Origin of the sequence: Rathayibacter sp. AY1C5 (assembly GCF_002931705.1) — a bacterium.
GTDB lineage: Bacteria > Actinomycetota > Actinomycetes > Actinomycetales > Microbacteriaceae > Rathayibacter.
Window position 1 is genome coordinate 1 of sequence record NZ_PSWD01000026.1, and the last position, 17,930, is coordinate 17,930.

Sequence of the window (17,930 nt, forward strand, 5' to 3'; positions counted from 1 at the left end):
ATCTACACGGAGGAGTCCGCATGAGCGCCACCGCCAACAACCGCCGCCGCGAGCCTGGCAAGGCCAATAACGACGCCCTGATGCTCGGCGCAGCCCTCGTGGCGATTGCTGCGATCGGCATCGTATGGGTGGCCGTCGCGGTCGGTTCCAAGCTCGACGGAGTGAACGAGGGCTTGCCCTCGGACCCGTTCGAGATCCTGTCGGGGCTTGCCCGCGGCACGGTCACCTGGTCCTCGTCCGCGACGATGATCGCCGCGGCCGCCGGCGGCGTCATCGTCCTCGTCGCTCTGTGGTTCCTCTGGATGAGGGCACTCGGCCGCAAGGGTCGCGCGAACGTCGACCGGGCTGCCCGCTACATGGCGACCGAACGAGACTTGGCGCCGATGCTGAGCAAGGAGGCGATGAAGAAGTCCAAGCGCCTGGGTGTTGACGGCTCGCCCGGCGTGCCAGTGGGGCGGCTCGTGTCGACGGGGAAGATGCTTTACGCCTCGTTCGAGGACATGATCACCGTCGTCGCCGGCCCCCGCGTCGGGAAGTCGACGTCGCTGGTCATCCCGGCGATCATCGCCGCCCCGGGCGCAGTCGTCACGACCTCGAACAAGCGCGACGTGCTCGACGCGACCCGTGACGTCCGCGAGAAGGACGGACCTGTGTGGGTGTTCGACCCGCAGCGCGTCGCCCGCGAGGACCCGACCTGGTGGTGGAACCCGCTGTCCTACGTCACTGACGACGTGCGCGCCGCGAAACTCGCGCAGTACTTCGCCTCGGGGTCCCGGGCGACGGACGCGAAGACGGACGCCTTCTTCGACGGCGCCGGACAGAACCTCCTCGCCGGCATGCTGCTCGCCGCAGCGGTCGGGCAGAAGCCGATCAGCCAGGTGTTCGCGTGGCTCACCGACGTCACCAACGAGGAGCCGGTGCGACTGCTGCGCTCCGGCGGATACCCGATGACCGGCGACGCGGTGCTCGGCATCATCCAGTCCACCGAGAAGCTGCGCGGGTCGGTCTACTCGACCGCGCAGGAGATGGCGGCGTGCTTGAAGAACACGCAGGTCGCGGACTGGGTGAACCCCCGCGGCACCGCGGACCCGCGGCCGCAGTTCGACGCGGCAGAGTTCGTTCGCGGCTCCGGCACGCTCTACTCCCTGTCGAAGGAGGGCGCCGGCACCGCCGGGCCCCTCGTCACCGCGCTCACCGCCGCCACTCTCGAGGCGGCGACCGACCTCGCCGACACCTCGCCCGGGGGCCGACTGCGCACGCCGCTCGTCGGGATCCTCGATGAGGCCGCGAACGTGTGCCGGTGGCGGGACCTCCCGGACCTGTACTCGCACTTCGGCTCCCGCGGGATCCCGATCATGTCGGTGTTCCAGTCCTGGTCGCAGGGCGTCGCCGTGTTCGGCAAGGAGGGCATGTTGAAGCTGTGGAGCGCGTCGAACGCGTTCCTCTACCTCGGCAGCGTGAAGGAGAACGACTTCCTCCAGAACGTCTCCGAGCTCGTCGGAGACTACGACCGCGAAACGACCTCCGCCAGCTACAACAAGGGCGTCCGCTCGACCTCGATCGCGTTGAAGCGCGAGCGGATCCTGACCGTGGACGAGCTCGGAGCGATGCCCCGCGGCCGCGCCGTGATGCTCTCCACCGGATCCAGGGCCGCGCTTCTGCGCACCGTGCCCTGGTACGAGGGCGCGAAGGAGAAGGTCGCAGCGATCAAGGCATCCATCGCCGCCCACGACCCCGCGACCGCGCCAGTACGCGACGCCGAGCCGACTCCTGTCGTAGCGACGGCCGCGCAGCCGGTCGTGACCAGCGCCGAGCCGGTCGTTGCGTCCGTCGAGCCGGCTCCGGCGATCGACCTCGCTGCTTCGATGCGGGCTCTGATGGAGAACGAGGACGCCCGGCGGACGGAGGCGCAGCATGACTGACGACGATCCGCTCGCGGGCGGAGACGTGCAGGAAGCTGCGGGCCTCTTGGCCGCCGTCGACGGGGACAGCGACACCGCGGCTGCGTCGCTGCTCGGCGCGTTCGACGTCGACACGATCGCCGCGAGAGAGGTCGCGGACATCATCACCGGGATCATCGCCGGGATGACGAAAGAGGCCCTCGAACGAGCGCTCACGCCCGAACGGGTCGAGCTGATTCAGGCCCGCGCAGAAGCGGCCGTGCAGCGCTCGTTCGAAGAGGACTCCGCCCCGACCCTCGTCTACGGATCCGCGGACGAGTGGCTGCGGAAGTACTGGCGGTACACGTACCGCCGCCGCGTCTCCGCCAAGGGCCAGGGAACCGGACGCTGGCGCGCCGACTGGTGGACCATCGATGAAGCAGTGCAACGCATCGAAGCGCTCTGGCGCAGCTGGGAAGCATCCCGCCTCGACGCAGGGCTCGGGATCAGCGCCTGGTGGATCAATCACGCCGAGCCACACATGGCCGCCCTGCTGTCTACAGAAGGACCGTTCACGGGCGCGACGGACGAGAATCTCCCGGGGGAGCCGCTGCCCTACGAGTCACCACCCGACGGGATGTTCGATCCCGATAATCAGCCATAGTTCAAGCCGCTCGTTCGCGTCTCTGGTCAGTGCTGCAAGCAGCGCCTAGACGGCTCGGACGAATGGGCGCTACCTCGCACGAACCCCCGGCGAGTAGCCAGCACCACCAGGAGGCAGCTGCTGTTGAACCCGCCCCTCCCTAGACACGACCTCTGTGTAAGGCCGATGCGTTCAGCTCGGCATCCGACTCAAAACGTAAGCGGCCCCCGCCGAGCTCGTCGACGGGGGCTGCTTGCAGCATGCTCTGATCAGTTGAACTGGACCCACTCGCACGTCGATCCGCACCGCACGGACCAGGCCTGCGAGCCGTTGCGTCCGGTGTTGTCGACCCACACGTAGATCTCTCCTCGAGCGACAGTCGCGCCCGGGGCGTAGACCTGGCGAGAGTACGACCAGCCGGCAGTGTCGTTCTCGGCGGCCGTCTGAACCGGCTGGTACATCTTCTTACTCGTGAAGCGGTTCGGGCCGTACCACTCGAGCCAGTTCGTCTGGCAGGTCGGCGAGTAGACCATGCTCACCGTGCCGCCGAGGATCGCCTTGGACGAGATGGCGTACGCCCCGCGACCGCACCCCTGCTGGTACGGCAGCGTGTTGTTGTACCCGGACCCCGACAGCGCCTGCGCGGGCGTCGCCAACGTCAGGGTCAGAAGGACCGCGAACAGCGCCGCGACCGCCCCCATGATCCCGCGTCGGCGAGTAGCCGGCGAACCGCTCTGTCCAGCTGGCCGCCGCGCCAGAATCGTTCCACTCATGGTGCCTTCTCCCTCGCTCATGCCCACCAAATTGGTAGTGAGACGAGGGTGCCCGGGCCGGTACGTTGTGGGCGAACACCCCCCAACGCAGATTGGCAAAAAATGCCACGAGAACGCCGTCCTCCGGGTCGCCATGACACTCAACGACAGCAGTTCGGCGATGAGCTGAGATTTTGGCGGGAGAAACGTGGCCTGTCTGCAGCGGAGCTCGCGCGGCGGATCGCGCGAGATCGGCGGACAGTGAGCGCGGCCGAGGAAGGCCGTGACATTCCCTCAGAATTGGTGGTTCTCCTGCTTGAAGACATCCTCGACACACAGGGCCTCCTGATCGCCCGGTACGAGTCTGTGCTCATGGAGAAGAGACGACTGCGTCTGCTGCGCGTGACAACAACCACCACGCCGTCTCCAGCTGCCAACGCCCTCGATGAGAGCATCTTCCTCGAGGAGACCGTTGCGGACGGCACATTGATGGCTCCCGGCCAGCGCTTCACCAAGACGTGGACACTTCAGAACGTTGGCAGCGTGCCATGGCGCGATAGGCGATTGACCCGGGTAGGCATCGCGTCCGGAGCTGGACTGATCACGACACCACTGCAGGTTCCGATAACGGACACCGACCCAGGCGAAGAAGTAGTCATCGTCGTCCCATGCGTCGCGCAATACGTCGAAGGCGCCAGCATCGCCTCCTTCAAAATGACCGATCCAGCGGGCAGGCTGTACTTCCCCGATCGATACTTCGTGGGCGTGCAGGCTCAGGTCGTTGTTGTGCGCGGTATGAGCCCGCAGGAGGTCCCAGCCGACCACGACCGCGGGACCCACGATGCTGACGCACCGCCACGACGGGACAACGAGGCCTTTCCAGCTCGAAAACTGACATAACGTCGATTATCGGATATTGCGCATAGTGGGAAAGGGCCGGTCGGGTCATCAGCAGCTGCACCTCGGGGTTAGTTCGACCCTGGTCACACCTGCTGGCGTGATTGAGTACCCTCGGCGGGGAACAGAGCCTGAAGCGCTCCCGATCCCAAAGCCCGGATCGACTTCTGCGCTCCTCAGCGTGCTACTCAATGTCGGGACTTGCTACATCCCTGGTGAAGGCGTCGACGATGGAGGCCTCATCGGGCAGCGCTGCTTGGGCTTCCTCGGAGAGCTCGTAGCGGCTGACCGCGACCGGCTGGGTGGTGGAGGCCAGGGCGTAGCGGACGACGGCGTCGTTCTTGTCAGTGACGACGAGGATCCCGACTGTCGGTTCATGCTTGCCGAGGACGCGCAACTTGTCGTCAACCAGAGCGACATAGAAGCCGAGCTGTCCTGCATCTCGCGGATCGAACTTCGTGGTCTTCAGCTCGACGACGATGTAGCGGAGCTGGTCGACATGGAAGAACAGGAGGTCGACGAAGAAGTCGTCGCCGTCGACCTCGAAGTGCACCTGTCGGCCGACGAACGCGAACCCTGGCCCGAGCTCGCGGAGGGTGTCCGCGATACGGACGACCATGCGCTCCTCCAGCTCACGCTCCGTGGCGTCGCTGTCGATCGCGAGGAAGTCCAGCGCGTACGGATCACGAGTGATCTGCTGAGCGAGTGCAGAGTCGACCGGCGCGAGAGTGCCGGCATAGTTGCTCGGCGCTGCAGCTTCTCGCTCGTGCAGCCGAGTCTTGATCTGGTGCCCGAGGACCGGCCGGCTCCAACCATGAGCGACGTCCTTCGCTGCGTACCACTCGCGCAACTCCTGGTCGTCGAGCTTGTCGAGCAGCTCGGTGATGTGACCCCACGGCAATTGTCCAACGGGTCGTTGGACAATGGCGTCCTCGTCCGGCCATGCCGCCGCGAAGCGACGCATGTAGAACAGGTTCGCACGGGAGAACCCCTTCATTGAGGGGAACTCCGCCCGCAAATCCTCGGCGAGTCGCTCGAGGACGCTGCTCCCCCACGGCTCGCGCTGCTGACGCTCGAGAATCGTCGACCCGATCTGCCACCACAGTCGCAACAGCTCCGTGTTCACCTTCCGCTGTGCCTGGAAGCGAGCAGCGTGCACGTGCCGCTTCAACTCGTCCAGAGTCGCGCGATACTCACTCGGAATCATCGCCGTCATGCCAGCCACGCTCTCACACCGCCACTGCGGCCGACGGTTCAGTCATCGAGACGCCGTCGACTGGATCGCCGACAGTAACTAGCGCGCCTGCTCGCTGCGCTCCGGTGATCGCGCAGCTGAACGACCACGGCTGGTCTTCGGCACGTTCACACGTCCGGACTGTGCGACAGCTTCGCTTGCTGGCCGGCCCTGGGCGACGTCGGCGCGCATGCGCACGTCGATGACGTCCTGCGGGATCCCGTGGGCCTTCATCTCGTTCGCGGAGGCCGTGCGACGAGCGGCGCTGTCGTACGACAGCTGGCTCTCGGAGCGCAGCGCATCTGCCCGCCCCTCGGCGCCGACCGGAACGGCGTCAGCGGAACGATCACTCTGGGAGGGCAAGGGCTCGTTGCGGAAGTAGGCGGCCTCGTCGCGGTTCTCCGCAGCGTCGGAGCGCAGCTGTTCCGGGGTCAGCGTCGCTGTTCCGCCGGCATCCGCCTCGCGATCGAACCGGTCTGCCTCGCTCAGCAGGAAGTCGACGTTCTCGTCAACGTCGCCGCTGTCGAGAGCCAGTTGGTAGTTGTTATCGAACCTGCCGAGCCGAGCGGCTTCCGCGTCGGCCGCGAACTGATCGAGACGCCCGGCCTCGACGTCGGCCGCGATGGACTGGTTGAGGTCTCCACCGGCGGCGGCGAGCTCGGAGGCTGCGGTGTTGTCGGCGGCGGTCTGCGCACCGGCGCCGTCCCGGTAGAGCTGCGCCTGAGCGCGCGCGTCGTCCGCGAGCGCACGCAGCTGGTCGGGCGTCTGCTCGGAGGTTCCGCCCTCCTCGGCCTGCACCTCGTACTCGCGCGCGTGCAGCTCGAGCGCGGCCGCCTGATCGATGTTCTCTTGACCGTTCTCCGCTCCGCCCTGGTCGGTCGGCGTGGTCGGCCCGTCCCGCGTGGCGTCGGCGCGGCGCTGGTCGGCGTCCATCATCCCGGCGACGGCTGCGGCTTCGACGGTTGTCTCGACGCTCTCCGCCCGTCCTCCGTCGACGGCCGCGCGCTGGTCCTCGGTGAGGAGCTGCGGGAACTTCTCAGCGATCGCAGCGTCCACCGCCGCGTCATGGCCGGCCAGGGCCTTCACCTCGTTCAGCGGGTCCGCAGAGCCGGACTCGGGTACCCGATCGGTGGCCTCAGCGGCTGCGACGACGGCGAGGGCCTTCTCAGCGGAAAAGTCGGCCGGCTGGTCGCCGCGCAGCTTGTCCGCGATATCGGCGACGTCGACGCCGTAGCGGTCCTGGACTTCACGCGCGATGGTCTGTGTGGCACGTTCGGCCACAGGGTCGAGGTCCTTCCACTGCTGCGCCGTGGAGAGGACGTCAGCGACCTGCTGCAACTCGGTGCGCTGCCACCAGTCGGGCCGGTCCACAACGGCGATCTGCGCACGCGCGACGTCGCGCTCGGCGGAGAACCGAGCGGCGAGAGCGCGCGCGTCGGCCTCGCTCTTGCGCAGCGCTTCACGCGCCAAGTCCTCCCGCAGGCGGGCGAACTTGTCGCCCAGCTGGAGCGCGACGGTCAGCGCGACCCTCGCCGACTGTCCGACCTCATCCTCAACGCTGTCCCCATCGCTCATAGCTCTGTCCCCTCTCGCTATCTCTCGAAACCGTCGCGCTCACGCGTGCCGGGAGTCTTCGTGGTCGGCACCTGTACCGCCGGCTCCGTCGCGGGAGTCAAGCGCGTGGGTACCGGCCCGCCGCGACCCGCGGCGAGGTCGGCGCGCTGCTTCGCGGCCTGCTGCTCCGGGGCGAGCGCGGCGACCTGGTTGGCGGTGATCTGAGCGGTGTAGCCGTCGCGGACGACGGTCAGGCGCTGCGTCATCATCCGCGCGAGCTCCTGCGACCGGTGCAGGTCCCCGACCGCCTTCGCGGCGCGGAAGATCGATGCGGTGGTCTGCGCGAGCCGCTTCAACAGAAGAGCCTCCGCGGCCGCGTTCTGGCCTCGCTTGGCCTGCACCAGGATCAGCGCGGCGGTCGTCGCCATCGACGGCATCGCGACAGGTCGCGGCCGCGACTCGCCCGCTCGCAGCTGCGCGGACCGGGCCAGCGTCCGCGACGCCTCGGCCAACGGTCCCGGCGTCGGTTCCAGGCGCCGCGACCACGCCGCGTACGCACCCGACGTCTCGCGGGCGACGTGCGCCCAGGTGGCCTTATCGGACGGGTCGACGGAGGCGATGTAGTCGTGCAGCCGGCGCATGTCCTCGGCGTACATGGCGAAGAACTTCGGAGACATCTCGCTCTCCTCGCGCCCCGGGCTCACCGGCCGGTACTGCCACGGATTCTTCGACGTCGCGCGCCATTCCTGCACCGCTTCGGTCGCGGACTCAGGACGGTCCGGCCATCCCTTCCGCAGCTCCGGGAGCGTCAGGTCGCGGGCGATCCTGCCACCTCCGTGCCAGACGACGGGCTGTCCCTTCTCCGGACGCAGCGCCACGGAGTAGCCGACCACGACGTCGTCACGTCCGACCGCGAACCGCGGACGGATCAGGATGCCCTCGCGGCGCATCCGACGCACGAACTCGCCCTCGTACTGCGACGCGGTAGCCGCAGCTCGAAGGCTCCGCTCCAACCGCTTCGCGTCGACCTCGGTCGCGCCACGGCGCGATGCAGACTCGCGCTCGGCCGGCTTCTCGCCGCGCTGCGCACCTGCGCGCTCGGACTCATGCAGCGGCTGCAACTCGAACTCCCGCTCGAGCTCCCGGGTGATCGTCTGCGCCTTCGAGAAGTCGTGATGGACAGACGCCTTCGTGCCGTCCTCGCGCACCAACGACACGGCGATGTGCACGTGGTCGTTGCCGTTCTTCGACAGGCCATGACGCACCGCGACCCACCGGCAATCGGCCTTGCCAATGTCGGCGCCGGCGAACCCCATCCGCTCCACGAACCGCTCGGAGATCTCGGCCCACTTCTCATCCGAAAGCTGGCCCTCCTCCGCGCTGATCGAGAGCGAGCAGTGCCACACGTCAGCGTCGACACGCTCCTTCGACGTCACACCCGTCTCCGGATCCGTGACCTCCTTGACGCGGGTGACCGACGTTCCGAAGACGCGGCGCGGCTCGTCCAGATCGGTAGCGATCGCGAGGGCTGCTGCGCGGTCCAACTCGCCGTAGCCGTACTCCGCCATGACCGCGCCGTTACCAGCGACCAAGTGCGGCTCCTCGTGCTCGTTCGCCCGACCCTCACCCTGCAAGTAGGTCATCAGTCCGGACATGCGCCCACCCCGGGTCACGTTCGGGATCACGCGCCGGCCAGCCTCTTCATCGCCGCCCGATACTCCGACACAACCGCGCGGTACTCAGCGATCGCCGCTTCCGCCTCGTCGGGGAATCGGCTCTCCGTGTTCGCGAACCGGGCGAGCTGGTTGAGGTTGTTCGAGACGTACCCCATCGTGCTGCGAATGTTCATCAGATCCGCGGCAACCGACTTGAACTCCGCATCAGTGATGACCGCATCCTCGGCCGTCGCGGACTCGAACAGCAACCGCGGCACCGTCACCTCACGCACGATTGCCCGAGCCCGAAGCTGCGCATCCTCCTCGGGCGTGACCATGACGACGTACCGCTTCTCGCGGCGAGACTCGCCACCCGCGTTCGCACGTCGCTTGCGACCGAACAGACGGTGCTCACTCGACTCGGACACGAGCGTCACCATCCCTTCGGGGCCCAGCGCAGCGAACCCGCCAACTGGCGGGGACCATACGGCAAGTATGCCGAGGATCGCCGCGCAGCGGAAGGACGAGAAGCGGGTTACGGCACGTAAGTTTATAGCTTGCTCCAAAAAAGCTACTCACCCAGAGCGCAGCGCAGGTGCAGCACTGGGTCCGAAGGGAACCCGACCGTCTCGGCCGGAGAAGCCGAAGCCGAGACGTCAAATCCGCGCCTTCCGGATGACGGTGGTGGCGGCTAGCCTTTCCGCATGAGCGACCACACGAGGAACCCTGACGACGCCGCCGACGCCGCCCGCCGACTGCTCGAACAGAGCGTCGAGAAGCGCGTCGAGGCGGTCCGCACGATCGTCTCCGCCGCCAACGACACCGACACCGACACCGCACGCGCCACCCTTAGCGACGCGCAGAACCGGCACAGCAAGGCATGGGCTGACGCCCTCGCCGCCGGATGGTCGGAGAAGGAACTCCGCGCAGCAGGAGTGCCGCGACCCGAGCAGACTCGCGCTCGCGTCACTCGCTCGCGACGCACGACGTCGGCGGAGGGAACCACCGCCGAATCGACCCAGAGTGACAGCTCCGCGTCAATCGAGAACGCTGCATGACCGACGACGAAGCTGCCGCGCTCCACGGCCAGGTCCGCGCCTGGGCGGAGGGGGCCAACCCACTCGCGGCCGCCGTCGAACTGCTGATCCGATCGGGCCTCGTGTACGCCGGCGCTCCATGGGTCAAGACCGACAACGCCTGGAAGACGAGCGCCGTCGACTTCGACCGCCTCGGCTACGAAATCGGAGCGCTCAGCGGAGGCGAACAGCGCGTCGCGCGGATCGCCTCGTCGCTCGGACAGGGCGTCCCTGTCGACCTCCGAGAGGACATCGCCGGCCTCGACCTCGAACACACGCGACTGGTCCTCGCAGCGATCGCGCACGCCGCCGGACTCGGAGAGCCCGGCACGACGATCCAAACCGTCGACGGAGTGCCGACGATCGTCCCCCGCGACGCCCTGGCGTCGTGGCCGAACGAGTAGAACGCTCGCGCACGAAGACCGCCCTCGTCGCGTAGGAACCCCCCGCTCGAGCAGTCATGCTCGCGGGGGCTTCTCCCGCCCGCGACCTGCGCGCCGGCTGCGGTCCGGCCGTCCATCCGACGCTTCACTCTTGCCTACGCCGGCCGACCGTCAAGAGCGCTGTGCGTCCCTCCGGGATGCCCCTTCGGGGCACTCCTGACGGCCACCCGACTCCGGCATCGCGCCGCTTATCGGATGGATGGCCCCAGTGCATGCTCAGCCCGAGAGCGCAGCTAGCCCGGCGCTCAAGCGCACGGAGATGTCCAGTTAGAGCGGGATGATCGTTCGCGTTCTTCCCGCTGGAGGACGCTCCGTGGGACGGAACGCCGCCCGTGCAGCCACGGTCCTTTCGTCTAGACCAGTCGCCCGCATGAGGACGCGATCGGGCGCGGAGCGACCGGAGGGCCATCGACGTGTCTCCGCCGGCGGATACAGCGGCAACGCCGCGTCACGAAGGGTCCAGATTCGCTCCGCCACGCGGTCTCGATGATCGCCGCTCGCCACGACGACACACAGCGACTTCAGCCAGTGCTGAGCGATGCCGCCCGAGAGGTCTGGGGCACGCCAGTACGACGAGGCGGCGGTCCCCGGAGCGCGAACCGTCGGGTCCTCGGCAGCGCTCACCAGCCATACAGCAGCCTCCGCCGCCTCGAGGCCGTCTTGTCGGAAACGTCTGGCTGCGGCGGGAGCGTAGGGCTCCCCATCCGGGACCAGTTGCGCGCGGAGGATCGACGCGATGATCGCCCAGCTCGCGACGGCCTCCGTGGTCGCCCGATCGAAGTAGACCGACTCACCGCGGATGATGTTCACGACCGTGGGCAGCGCCGCGTCTTCAAGACCGGCCATCCAGACGTTGTTGCACTCGTAGCAGAGCCACTTGCCCTGAGAGAAGATCATTCCGATGCCCGACTCCCACCTGTCGACGGTCGCCTCCGCGCGGCCATCGACATTCGTCAGCGTGTGGTGAGCAGCCCTCTCCTGACCGAACTCCGCGCGCAACGTGCGGCCGTAGATGTGCGAACGGGTCAGTCCCTCGGAGCCGCAGAGGATGCAGGTCGGCCGAACCTGCGGCGCGCCCCTCACGAGTCGAGCTCGACGGGCAACGGAAGAGTGACCGGAGCTGATCGAGCGTCCGCGAGGTCGGCGCGCTGCAAGGCGCGATACACCGTAGACCGACCCACGGAAAACTGCTCAGCCAACTCCGCGATCGAGTAGTTGCCCGACCGACACTCCGCGACCAAGTGCGCCTCGATCTTCGGGCTCAGCTTCGGCTTCTTGCCGCGCAGTCGCCCCTTCGCCTTCGCGACCTTCATTCCCTCGCGAGTGCGCGCCCTGATGAGGTCGCCCTCGAACTCCGCGATCATCGCAAGCACGTTGAACAGCAGTCGGCCGATCGGGTCGTGCGGATCGTGCAGCGACCCGCCGATGTTCAGACGCACACCCCGGCGCGTGAGTTCGTCCACAATGTCGCGCGCGTCACTGATCGACCGTGCTAGTCGGTCGAGCTTTGTCACGTACAACGTCGAACCCACGTCGCACGCGGCAAGAGCTTCGCGCAGCGCCGGCCGGTCGCGGTTGGAGCCCGTGAGGCCAGCGTCGACATAGATCCGCTCGAGCGGAACACCCCCGGCCGCCAGCGCGTCGCGCTGCGACTGGGCGTCCTGCTTGTCGGTTGAAACGCGCGCGTAACCCACCAGCTCAGCCATACTCCTAGTGTCCCAGTCAGCACCCCCTCATCGGACAATTCACCGGGCGGGTCTTACGGGACAATTCGCCGACTAGCGCCCCTCGAGTGACTGTCAGTTCTCGAGGTCCTCTGCACAGATCTTCAAGGTCGTCTGCACAACTACTGGAGCCGTCCTTCGGAGCGTACGCCGACGTCGGCCAGCTGCGTCTAGGTGCTCTTGCGCCCGAGAACGCGGAGGCCATCTGGTCGCACCTCGCCCGTGGGCGAGACGTGACGGTAGAGCGTCTGGCGGGAGATACCGAGTTCTTTGCAGAGGGCGCCGATGTTCGTTTCCGGCTTGTCCATCGATGCCATGGCGAGTCGCACCTTGGCGGGCGTCATGGTGAACGGGCGCCCGCCGACCCGACCGCGTGCTCGAGCGGACGCGAGGCCCGCCATGGTTCGTTCGGAAATGAGCTCGCGCTCGAACTCGGCGAGGGCCGCGAAGATCCCGAAGACCAGCTTGCCGGCAGCGGTGGTCGTGTCGATCGCCGCCCCCTGACCCGTGAGCACCTTCAGTCCGATGCCGCGGGCGGTGAGGTCATGGACCGTGTTCACGAGGTGGTGCAGGTCGCGTCCGAGCCGGTCGAGCTTCCACACCACGAGCGTGTCCCCCTCGCGCAATGCCTTCAGGCACGACAGCAGCCCCGGCCGATCATCCTTGCGGCCGGACGCGAGGTCGGAGTACAGCTGCGCGTCATCTACGCCGGCCGCGAGCAGCGCATCGCGCTGCGGATCTGTCGTCTGCGTTCCATCGGTCTTCGAGACGCGCATGTACCCGACGAGCATCGCGGACCCCTGTCACTTATACGGCCGAATACGTGACGCCGTGCTGATGAGATGGCGCGCCGAGCGAAGGCGTCACGTAACTTGTCACTCATTCTAGGTGTCGTGAACGGCCCGAATTAGGTTCCGTGACGGCGGGTAGTCGCGTACGCGGCCTGGGCGCACCGGCCAGAGCGTCGTACGTTGGGCGCATGCACGCGCGACCCGACTCTGGCCGTGAAAGGCGACTCCTCTGGCGGGGTCCGCTCGCTCTTGCAGCCGCCGTGATCCCGCTCTCCGGTTGTGCCGCTGACATTCCTGGGCCGTCGCCAACCTCGCCCATTGTCGCTGCAGCACGGCAGGACACGCGTCCGCTGTTTGACGAGGCGATGGCGGTGGACGCCGTGCCTGGCGTGCGAGAGGTGGCACGGGCGACGGAGGACTGGTGCTTCGGAGAGGGAGGATCCGATCAGATCGGCGAGTCAGGGTCAGTGATCACGACGGTCTGCCGACTCGACGGAGGAATCGTCTACGCGGTGGACGGCGCCGATCAGCTCGTAGCGGCCGAAGCCGTCGACAGATTCCTCGCGACCAACGGAATCCACGGCACAGGAGTGAGAGTCGTTGATTCTCTGGTCGGCGTCGACCTACTGCAAAGCGGCGACATCTCCGGTGGTGGTGGTCGTGGGCTTCCCGGTGGAGGTGCCAACGGGACGGCTACCGTCCGGTGGACTCTCGTCGCCGCCTCCCGATTGCAGGTCGATGGCCTCCCGCTCCCTCAGGGCTTCAACCGTCAGTCCTACGAAGGGTCGATCACCGAGTCGACTCCAGCGGATGTGCGCGCAACGGATGCCTCTTTCGCCCTGACTGTCGATTTCGGTTGGCGATATTTCGCGGGTACCGGTGACGGGTCCCTTTCCTCGCCCTGACGGCTAAGCGATTCCCATGCGAGACGGACCGCAGAAGGTCGGTCTTGCGCGATGCTTCGATGGCCTAGAGGCTGGATCCGCGACCGTTCGACCAGCGTCGCCTTGGCTCGACAGCAAAGGAGATCGCTCTGACTGAGGACGCGGTGATCCTGGTTCCCACCTACTACGACGTCGCATGGATCGTCTTCTCGATCCTCAGCGTCGCTCTTCCCATCGTCTCGATCGTGACTCTCATCACGACGAAGACCCTCACCAACGCTGCGCGCGTCGGGTGGACCGTCGTGGTCGTGCTCCTGCCGATCTTGGGCTCGGTGGCGTGGCTCATCACCCTGTGGGCGAGCCGTCGGTTCCGTGTTGCTGATCAACAGGTACTCGATCACCTGTAACAGCAGCTCGGCTGGCGACATGTCCCAGGTATGAGCCCACCACAGTCCGCCCGCGAGGCGAGCTTCTCCGAGCTGTACGAGCGCGAGTACGTCAGCGTCGTCCGGTTCCTGAGGCGTCGCACTGACCCCGAGCGCGCCGCAGACCTCGCGCACGAGGCATTCCTGATCGCCTGGCGCCGACACGACACCGCGCCATCGGAAGACGAGCCCACGCGTGCGTGGCTGTTCACCATCGCCCGCAACTGCCTCCTCAACGACCTCCGCAGTCAGCACCGCACCGCCGCCCTCGCGATCCGGGTCGCCGCTCACACCGACGCGGCCGCGCGGTCGCCGGAGGACGCGATCGCGACCCGGCTCGACCTCTACCAGGCGTGGCAACAGCTCAAACCGCAGCACCAGGAAGCGATCGCTCTGACGGCCTGGGAAGGACTCGACTCCCCCTCCGCGGCCGGAGTGCTCGGCATCACCGCCGTCGCCTTCCGGCTCCGACTTCACCGAGCACGCACCGCATTGCGGGCGCTGCTCGATCCCCCTTCGCACCAGCACCACGCCGACTCGCCCGCCTTGGAGGCATCATGACCACGCCCGAACTCCTCGCCACGAAAGACCTCGACCCGGCCGCCCACTACGAGCTCGACGACCCGGCTCGCGAAGCCGCCGCAGCGCGGCTCCAGATGATCCTCCACAGCGACCCGGTGGCCGCTCGAGAGCCCGCCGCTCGGCGCCCTCGGGGATGGCAGGTCATCCTTCCCGCCGGGCTCGCGGCCGCAGCGCTGGGAGTCGCTCTCGCCTTCCTGCCGTCCGGTGTCGACTCCCGCGCGTACGCCTCGTGGACGTCGACCGCAGACGTTGCCAGCGCGTCCGATCTGACCGTCGCCGGCGAGGCGTGTGCGTCAGGTGATGCGCAGCAGCTCGAACAGCCGGAGATCGGAGAACGGCGCGGCGACTGGGTCATGCTCTTCTACACGACGCCAAGCCAGCGGGCATGCCTCATCGAGATCCCGGCAGGGACGAGCGCTGCCGGGAGGGCGCTCATCAGTTCCACCGGAAGCGAGAGCGGCTTCACGCCGCTCGCTGACGAATACACGCAGGGCGGCATCAGCCAATTCGCCGGCGAGAACCTCCCGCCCGCTGTCTTCACCAGCGGCGACGTCGGCTCGGACGTGACCGGACTCACCATCCGCACCGACGACGGCACGAGCGTCCTCGCCACGGTCGCAGACGGACACTGGGCAGCGTGGTGGCCGGGAACCGGCCTTACTGAGGGAGGCGAGACGGGCCGCGGTGGACCGGAGCCGACCTTCACCGTCACGCTCACCCTCCGCGACGGAAGCACCATCACCGACGCCAGAGAATCCTTCAACCAGCCCTAACCAGCGCGTGAATTTCCGCGACCGACGTTAAGAACGAGCCTCGGCCGGACACGTCGGTAGTGACGAGCAATCACCGAGGGGGAACCGGCATGGACGATCTGGACGATCTGGTGCGACGAGCTGCGCCGCCGGCGCTGGGCGAGGATCCGGCGGCCGCCGACGCCGCGCGCGGCGTTGCCAGGGCGGTGGCCGTGAGACGTCCGCCGCGACGCGCGTGGTTCCGCTCCGGAGTCGGAGCGACGGTTCTGGCGATCGGACTGGTCGGAGTCGGAACCACGGCCGCCGTCGCGGGGCCGTCGCTGCTGGAGTGGGTGGGATGGACTCCGGACGTCGCTGTGCAGCGCACGTTTGAGCTCGCTGAGGGTGGCGACATCGGCACCTGCGCGGTCGTCGCCCGCATCCAACCGGAGTACGGCGGCGGGCTCTCCGACGAGGAGACCGACGAACTGACCGAGAGGGCCCGCGAGTTCCTCGCGCAGCACGACTGGGACCCGGTGATCGCCCGTGTCACTCCGGAGGACATCGAGGCGGCCCTGGCATCGAATCAGGCGGGGATCGATGAGGCGAACGCTGCGGCGGAAGCCGCCGGCCGTCCGGCAGACATTCCGGACGCGAGCCCCGGGGTGATCGCCAGCTCCCTCATGGGCGACGAGATCCGGGATGTGCTCGAGGAGGCCGGCTACTTCACGACCAGCACCTCCATCGAGATGGCGGGGCAGTGCGACAGCGAGTCCCCCGGGACTACCGAGTGATCGCGCGACGCCGCCGGTCCGACCAAGACGCAGCACTCGAGAGCCTTCACGCCGCGAACGCAGCGGATCTGCTCAGCTACTTCGGCCGACGAGTCGCCGTTCCCGCTGACGCCGCTGACCTTCTCAGTGAGACCTTCATCGTCGCGTGGCGACGCATCGAGCAGCTGCCCGCCGACCCCGAGCGGGCACGCATGTGGCTCTTCGGCGTCGCCCGCCGAGTCCACTCGAACGCCGCACGAGGAGCCCTGCGACACGACGACCTCACGCAGAAACTCCGCCAACACTTCGACACCCACCGACCCGATCCCGTCGACGCGGACACCCTCGACATCCGAACAGCCCTCGACTCCCTCCCGGAGAATCAGTCTGAACTGATCCGGCTCATCCTCTGGGACGGCTTCACCCTCCCCGAAGCCGCGACAATCCTCGAAATCAGCGAATCGACCGCACGCGGCCGACACCAACGGGCCAAACTCCGACTTCAAGCCGTCCTCCGACCACGCGAACACCATCGAGGTCCTACCAATGACTGAGCAAGTGACGGGCGCCGGCACCGGTCTGCGTGCGGCGATCACGCTCGTCGCGCTCCTGGGGATGATTTTGACTCCGCTGGTCTTCTTGTACCTCTCAATCCAGGAGACCGGCCTCCGGCTCCCCGGTGCAGGGTCACCCACGCCCGAGCAGACCGAAGCAGCCAAGCACTGGCTAGCAACCTCGGGCGGATCCGCCATTCTCAGCGCCATCGCCATCTGGGTACTCACGGGAATCCGCGCTCAGAAAAGCTCGCGGAACGGCTGGGAGATTTTCCTCAGCGTGCTCGCGGTGCCCGCACTGCTGCTTGGCACGGCTCTCATGGTTTTGTTCGCGTGAATCACCGGTCACCGATGCGGAAGAAACTCGGTCCGCGCGCTCCGGTCGCGATGCTCGCTGTGACGGCCGTCGGCGTGCACCTGGTTCCCGGCTTCCTCCTCGTCCACGCGTTCTACATCGGTTTGTTCGGAATCGACCTCGGAGCAGGAGCCGCTTACCCGAGCAGTCACGACGTTTCCCGAGCCCGCGTCGAAGCAGACCTCTCCGCGGTCATCATCGGAGTGTCCGTGGCTGCCGTGGTCGTTCTGGCTGCACTCCAGCGGCGACACCCGCCGCTCGCCCGCGCCGTGCTAGCGGTGGAGGCGCTGATCGCTGGCGCCGTGTTCTCGTTCTTCTTCTTCCTCGTCCGCGTCAACTTCGCCCATGTCGCGGGTTAGACCACTTTCTACGCTGGCCGAGCGAACGCACGCGAAGCGTGGGAACGGCTCGTCGGCGCACTCCGGCAGACTCTTCGAGAGGATCGCCTGACTCGCTGAGCGTCCGCGACCGGTAGACCACCCCCTTACGGGACGCCGCCTGCCGACGAGAGATCCGGCTCAACGGTCTCGACGACGCACTCTCGACACGCGTACAGGGATTCCAACTCCGGGCTTCGCTGGCATGTACCCGTAGTTGTCCGCCCACAGCTCCGGCTCGCTCGCGCGGTCGATCCAACGCAGCGAGTACACCCGACCCCGGACGTCGACCGAACCTCCGAGTAGTTCATCGAAGACCGACTCATCACCCAGCTCGAAACCGTCCTCGTACGGCGGGCCCACGCGCGGATGGGATTCATCGAAAGCAGGCTCATAGAAAAACGTCCACGCGATCCCCCATCGCGGATCACTCAGCTCCCGCCTCCACCACGGGCCGCTGGCCGCGAGGTGAGCACCGACCTGCACCGAGAAGTAGCCCGCTAGCTCACCCTCGAATGACGCCTCAGCGACAGCCTCGCGAAACCGCTCGAGCTCAGGACGCAACTGCGGCGAATCGCGCTTACTCGAGTGGAAGAACAT

22 protein-coding genes are annotated in these 17,930 nt (G+C 67.4%); 13 read left to right on the forward strand and 9 right to left on the reverse strand.

Annotation, left to right across the window (positions count from 1 at the left end; translation table 11 throughout):
* Nucleotides 1-20 precede the first annotated feature (20 nt).
* Together C5C57_RS14525 and C5C57_RS14530 are read left to right on the forward strand one after the other, a co-directional pair.
* Entirely contained in the window at nucleotides 21-1,922 is a 1,902-nt protein-coding gene (locus C5C57_RS14525; RefSeq protein ID WP_104281112.1) for a type IV secretory system conjugative DNA transfer family protein, read from the forward strand.
* Entirely contained in the window at nucleotides 1,915-2,544 is a 630-nt protein-coding gene (locus tag C5C57_RS14530; RefSeq protein ID WP_104281113.1) for a DUF4913 domain-containing protein, read from the forward strand. Before C5C57_RS14525 ends, C5C57_RS14530 begins: the two co-directional genes overlap by 8 nt.
* A 248-nt stretch (nucleotides 2,545-2,792) precedes the next feature.
* Here C5C57_RS14530 and C5C57_RS14535 read toward each other — a convergent pair whose 3' ends face one another.
* Nucleotides 2,793-3,224 carry a DUF2690 domain-containing protein gene (locus C5C57_RS14535; protein ID WP_104248186.1) on the reverse strand — a complete coding sequence of 144 codons (432 nt, stop codon included), beginning with the start codon at nucleotides 3,222-3,224 and terminating at the stop codon, nucleotides 2,793-2,795.
* Between the two features lie 174 nt (nucleotides 3,225-3,398).
* Between C5C57_RS14535 and C5C57_RS14540 the strand changes: the two genes are divergently transcribed.
* Nucleotides 3,399-4,175, forward strand: a complete 777-nt coding sequence (locus C5C57_RS14540; protein ID WP_104248185.1) for an NBR1-Ig-like domain-containing protein — start codon at nucleotides 3,399-3,401, stop codon at nucleotides 4,173-4,175.
* A gap of 181 nt (nucleotides 4,176-4,356) precedes the next feature.
* Here C5C57_RS14540 and C5C57_RS14545 read toward each other — a convergent pair whose 3' ends face one another.
* The 4 genes from C5C57_RS14545 to mobC all read right to left on the reverse strand — a co-directional run bounded on the left by C5C57_RS14545 (nucleotide 4,357) and on the right by mobC (nucleotide 9,055).
* Nucleotides 4,357-5,388, reverse strand: a complete 1,032-nt coding sequence (locus C5C57_RS14545) for a YhcG family protein (protein ID WP_104248190.1) — start codon at nucleotides 5,386-5,388, stop codon at nucleotides 4,357-4,359.
* A 78-nt stretch (nucleotides 5,389-5,466) separates the two neighbouring features.
* On the reverse strand, nucleotides 5,467-6,981 hold the full coding sequence (locus C5C57_RS14550) for a hypothetical protein (protein ID WP_104281114.1): 1,515 nt from the start codon (nucleotides 6,979-6,981) through the stop codon (nucleotides 5,467-5,469).
* Between the two features lie 17 nt (nucleotides 6,982-6,998).
* Nucleotides 6,999-8,552 (reverse strand): relaxase/mobilization nuclease domain-containing protein, encoded by a 1,554-nt coding sequence (locus tag C5C57_RS14555; RefSeq protein WP_146082436.1) that lies wholly within the window; start codon nucleotides 8,550-8,552, stop codon nucleotides 6,999-7,001.
* An 89-nt stretch (nucleotides 8,553-8,641) separates the two neighbouring features.
* A complete protein-coding gene (gene mobC, locus C5C57_RS14560; RefSeq protein ID WP_104248182.1) occupies nucleotides 8,642-9,055 on the reverse strand; it encodes a plasmid mobilization relaxosome protein MobC in 414 nt (137 codons plus the stop codon).
* A 264-nt stretch (nucleotides 9,056-9,319) separates the two neighbouring features.
* Between mobC and C5C57_RS14565 the strand changes: the two genes are divergently transcribed.
* Both C5C57_RS14565 and C5C57_RS14570 read left to right on the forward strand, forming a co-directional pair.
* Nucleotides 9,320-9,673, forward strand: a complete 354-nt coding sequence (locus tag C5C57_RS14565; RefSeq protein ID WP_104297766.1) for a hypothetical protein — start codon at nucleotides 9,320-9,322, stop codon at nucleotides 9,671-9,673.
* Nucleotides 9,670-10,095, forward strand: a complete 426-nt coding sequence (locus C5C57_RS14570) for a hypothetical protein (RefSeq protein ID WP_104261730.1) — start codon at nucleotides 9,670-9,672, stop codon at nucleotides 10,093-10,095. The genes C5C57_RS14565 and C5C57_RS14570 overlap by 4 nt, the downstream gene beginning before the upstream one ends.
* A gap of 306 nt (nucleotides 10,096-10,401) precedes the next feature.
* Here C5C57_RS14570 and C5C57_RS14575 read toward each other — a convergent pair whose 3' ends face one another.
* The 3 genes from C5C57_RS14575 to C5C57_RS14585 all read right to left on the reverse strand — a co-directional run bounded on the left by C5C57_RS14575 (nucleotide 10,402) and on the right by C5C57_RS14585 (nucleotide 12,649).
* Nucleotides 10,402-11,133 (reverse strand): hypothetical protein, encoded by a 732-nt coding sequence (locus C5C57_RS14575; RefSeq protein ID WP_146081537.1) that lies wholly within the window; start codon nucleotides 11,131-11,133, stop codon nucleotides 10,402-10,404.
* A gap of 80 nt (nucleotides 11,134-11,213) precedes the next feature.
* The gene (locus tag C5C57_RS14580; RefSeq protein WP_104248178.1) at nucleotides 11,214-11,840 is read right to left on the reverse strand and encodes a recombinase family protein; all 627 of its coding nucleotides are present in this window, start codon (nucleotides 11,838-11,840) and stop codon (nucleotides 11,214-11,216) included.
* A gap of 188 nt (nucleotides 11,841-12,028) precedes the next feature.
* Nucleotides 12,029-12,649 carry a recombinase family protein gene (locus tag C5C57_RS14585; RefSeq protein ID WP_104297767.1) on the reverse strand — a complete coding sequence of 207 codons (621 nt, stop codon included), beginning with the start codon at nucleotides 12,647-12,649 and terminating at the stop codon, nucleotides 12,029-12,031.
* A 371-nt stretch (nucleotides 12,650-13,020) separates the two neighbouring features.
* On the opposite strand from C5C57_RS14585, the gene C5C57_RS17815 reads away from it, so the two are divergent.
* The 8 genes from C5C57_RS17815 to C5C57_RS14620 all read left to right on the forward strand — a co-directional run bounded on the left by C5C57_RS17815 (nucleotide 13,021) and on the right by C5C57_RS14620 (nucleotide 17,312).
* Nucleotides 13,021-13,554, forward strand: coding sequence for a hypothetical protein (locus C5C57_RS17815; RefSeq protein ID WP_146076864.1), 534 nt, complete (start codon nucleotides 13,021-13,023; stop codon nucleotides 13,552-13,554).
* Nucleotides 13,555-13,697: 143 nt separating this feature from the next.
* Nucleotides 13,698-13,940, forward strand: coding sequence for a PLDc N-terminal domain-containing protein (locus tag C5C57_RS14590; protein ID WP_181065431.1), 243 nt, complete (start codon nucleotides 13,698-13,700; stop codon nucleotides 13,938-13,940).
* A gap of 30 nt (nucleotides 13,941-13,970) precedes the next feature.
* Nucleotides 13,971-14,519, forward strand: coding sequence for an RNA polymerase sigma factor (locus C5C57_RS14595; RefSeq protein ID WP_104250049.1), 549 nt, complete (start codon nucleotides 13,971-13,973; stop codon nucleotides 14,517-14,519).
* Entirely contained in the window at nucleotides 14,516-15,313 is a 798-nt protein-coding gene (locus C5C57_RS14600) for a hypothetical protein (RefSeq protein ID WP_104250050.1), read from the forward strand. The genes C5C57_RS14595 and C5C57_RS14600 overlap by 4 nt, the downstream gene beginning before the upstream one ends.
* Before the next feature lie 89 nt (nucleotides 15,314-15,402).
* The gene (locus tag C5C57_RS14605; protein WP_104250051.1) at nucleotides 15,403-16,065 is read left to right on the forward strand and encodes a hypothetical protein; all 663 of its coding nucleotides are present in this window, start codon (nucleotides 15,403-15,405) and stop codon (nucleotides 16,063-16,065) included.
* Nucleotides 16,062-16,598, forward strand: coding sequence for a sigma-70 family RNA polymerase sigma factor (locus C5C57_RS18665; RefSeq protein ID WP_181069224.1), 537 nt, complete (start codon nucleotides 16,062-16,064; stop codon nucleotides 16,596-16,598). Before C5C57_RS14605 ends, C5C57_RS18665 begins: the two co-directional genes overlap by 4 nt.
* Complete coding sequence (locus C5C57_RS14615; protein ID WP_104250053.1) at nucleotides 16,591-16,935, forward strand: hypothetical protein; 345 nt, start codon at nucleotides 16,591-16,593, stop codon at nucleotides 16,933-16,935. Before C5C57_RS18665 ends, C5C57_RS14615 begins: the two co-directional genes overlap by 8 nt.
* Before the next feature lie 14 nt (nucleotides 16,936-16,949).
* Nucleotides 16,950-17,312 (forward strand): hypothetical protein, encoded by a 363-nt coding sequence (locus C5C57_RS14620; RefSeq protein WP_146078837.1) that lies wholly within the window; start codon nucleotides 16,950-16,952, stop codon nucleotides 17,310-17,312.
* 159 nt (nucleotides 17,313-17,471) lie between these two features.
* Here the strand turns inward: C5C57_RS14620 and C5C57_RS14625 are convergent, their stop codons facing one another.
* Nucleotides 17,472-17,930, reverse strand: coding sequence for a hypothetical protein (locus C5C57_RS14625; RefSeq protein ID WP_146076582.1), 459 nt, complete (start codon nucleotides 17,928-17,930; stop codon nucleotides 17,472-17,474).

Bases quoted from the DNA above. Each gene is read 5' to 3' on its own strand.
- C5C57_RS14525 (WP_104281112.1), top strand. From the start codon at position 21: ATGAGCGCCACCGCCAACAACCGCCGCCGCGAGCCTGGCAAGGCCAAT.
- C5C57_RS14530 (WP_104281113.1), top strand. From the start codon at position 1,915: ATGACTGACGACGATCCGCTCGCGGGCGGAGACGTGCAGGAAGCTGCG.
- C5C57_RS14535 (WP_104248186.1), bottom strand. From the start codon at position 3,224: ATGGGGGCGGTCGCGGCGCTGTTCGCGGTCCTTCTGACCCTGACGTTG.
- C5C57_RS14540 (WP_104248185.1), top strand. From the start codon at position 3,399: ATGCCACGAGAACGCCGTCCTCCGGGTCGCCATGACACTCAACGACAG.
- C5C57_RS14545 (WP_104248190.1), bottom strand. From the start codon at position 5,388: ATGACGGCGATGATTCCGAGTGAGTATCGCGCGACTCTGGACGAGTTG.
- C5C57_RS14550 (WP_104281114.1), bottom strand. From the start codon at position 6,981: ATGAGCGATGGGGACAGCGTTGAGGATGAGGTCGGACAGTCGGCGAGG.
- mobC (WP_104248182.1), bottom strand. From the start codon at position 9,055: ATGGTGACGCTCGTGTCCGAGTCGAGTGAGCACCGTCTGTTCGGTCGC.
- C5C57_RS14565 (WP_104297766.1), top strand. From the start codon at position 9,320: ATGAGCGACCACACGAGGAACCCTGACGACGCCGCCGACGCCGCCCGC.
- C5C57_RS14570 (WP_104261730.1), top strand. From the start codon at position 9,670: ATGACCGACGACGAAGCTGCCGCGCTCCACGGCCAGGTCCGCGCCTGG.
- C5C57_RS14580 (WP_104248178.1), bottom strand. From the start codon at position 11,840: ATGGCTGAGCTGGTGGGTTACGCGCGCGTTTCAACCGACAAGCAGGAC.
- C5C57_RS14585 (WP_104297767.1), bottom strand. From the start codon at position 12,649: ATGCTCGTCGGGTACATGCGCGTCTCGAAGACCGATGGAACGCAGACG.
- C5C57_RS14595 (WP_104250049.1), top strand. From the start codon at position 13,971: ATGAGCCCACCACAGTCCGCCCGCGAGGCGAGCTTCTCCGAGCTGTAC.
- C5C57_RS14600 (WP_104250050.1), top strand. From the start codon at position 14,516: ATGACCACGCCCGAACTCCTCGCCACGAAAGACCTCGACCCGGCCGCC.
- C5C57_RS14605 (WP_104250051.1), top strand. From the start codon at position 15,403: ATGGACGATCTGGACGATCTGGTGCGACGAGCTGCGCCGCCGGCGCTG.
- C5C57_RS14615 (WP_104250053.1), top strand. From the start codon at position 16,591: ATGACTGAGCAAGTGACGGGCGCCGGCACCGGTCTGCGTGCGGCGATC.
- C5C57_RS14620 (WP_146078837.1), top strand. From the start codon at position 16,950: ATGCGGAAGAAACTCGGTCCGCGCGCTCCGGTCGCGATGCTCGCTGTG.
- C5C57_RS14625 (WP_146076582.1), bottom strand. From the start codon at position 17,930: ATGTTCTTCCACTCGAGTAAGCGCGATTCGCCGCAGTTGCGTCCTGAG.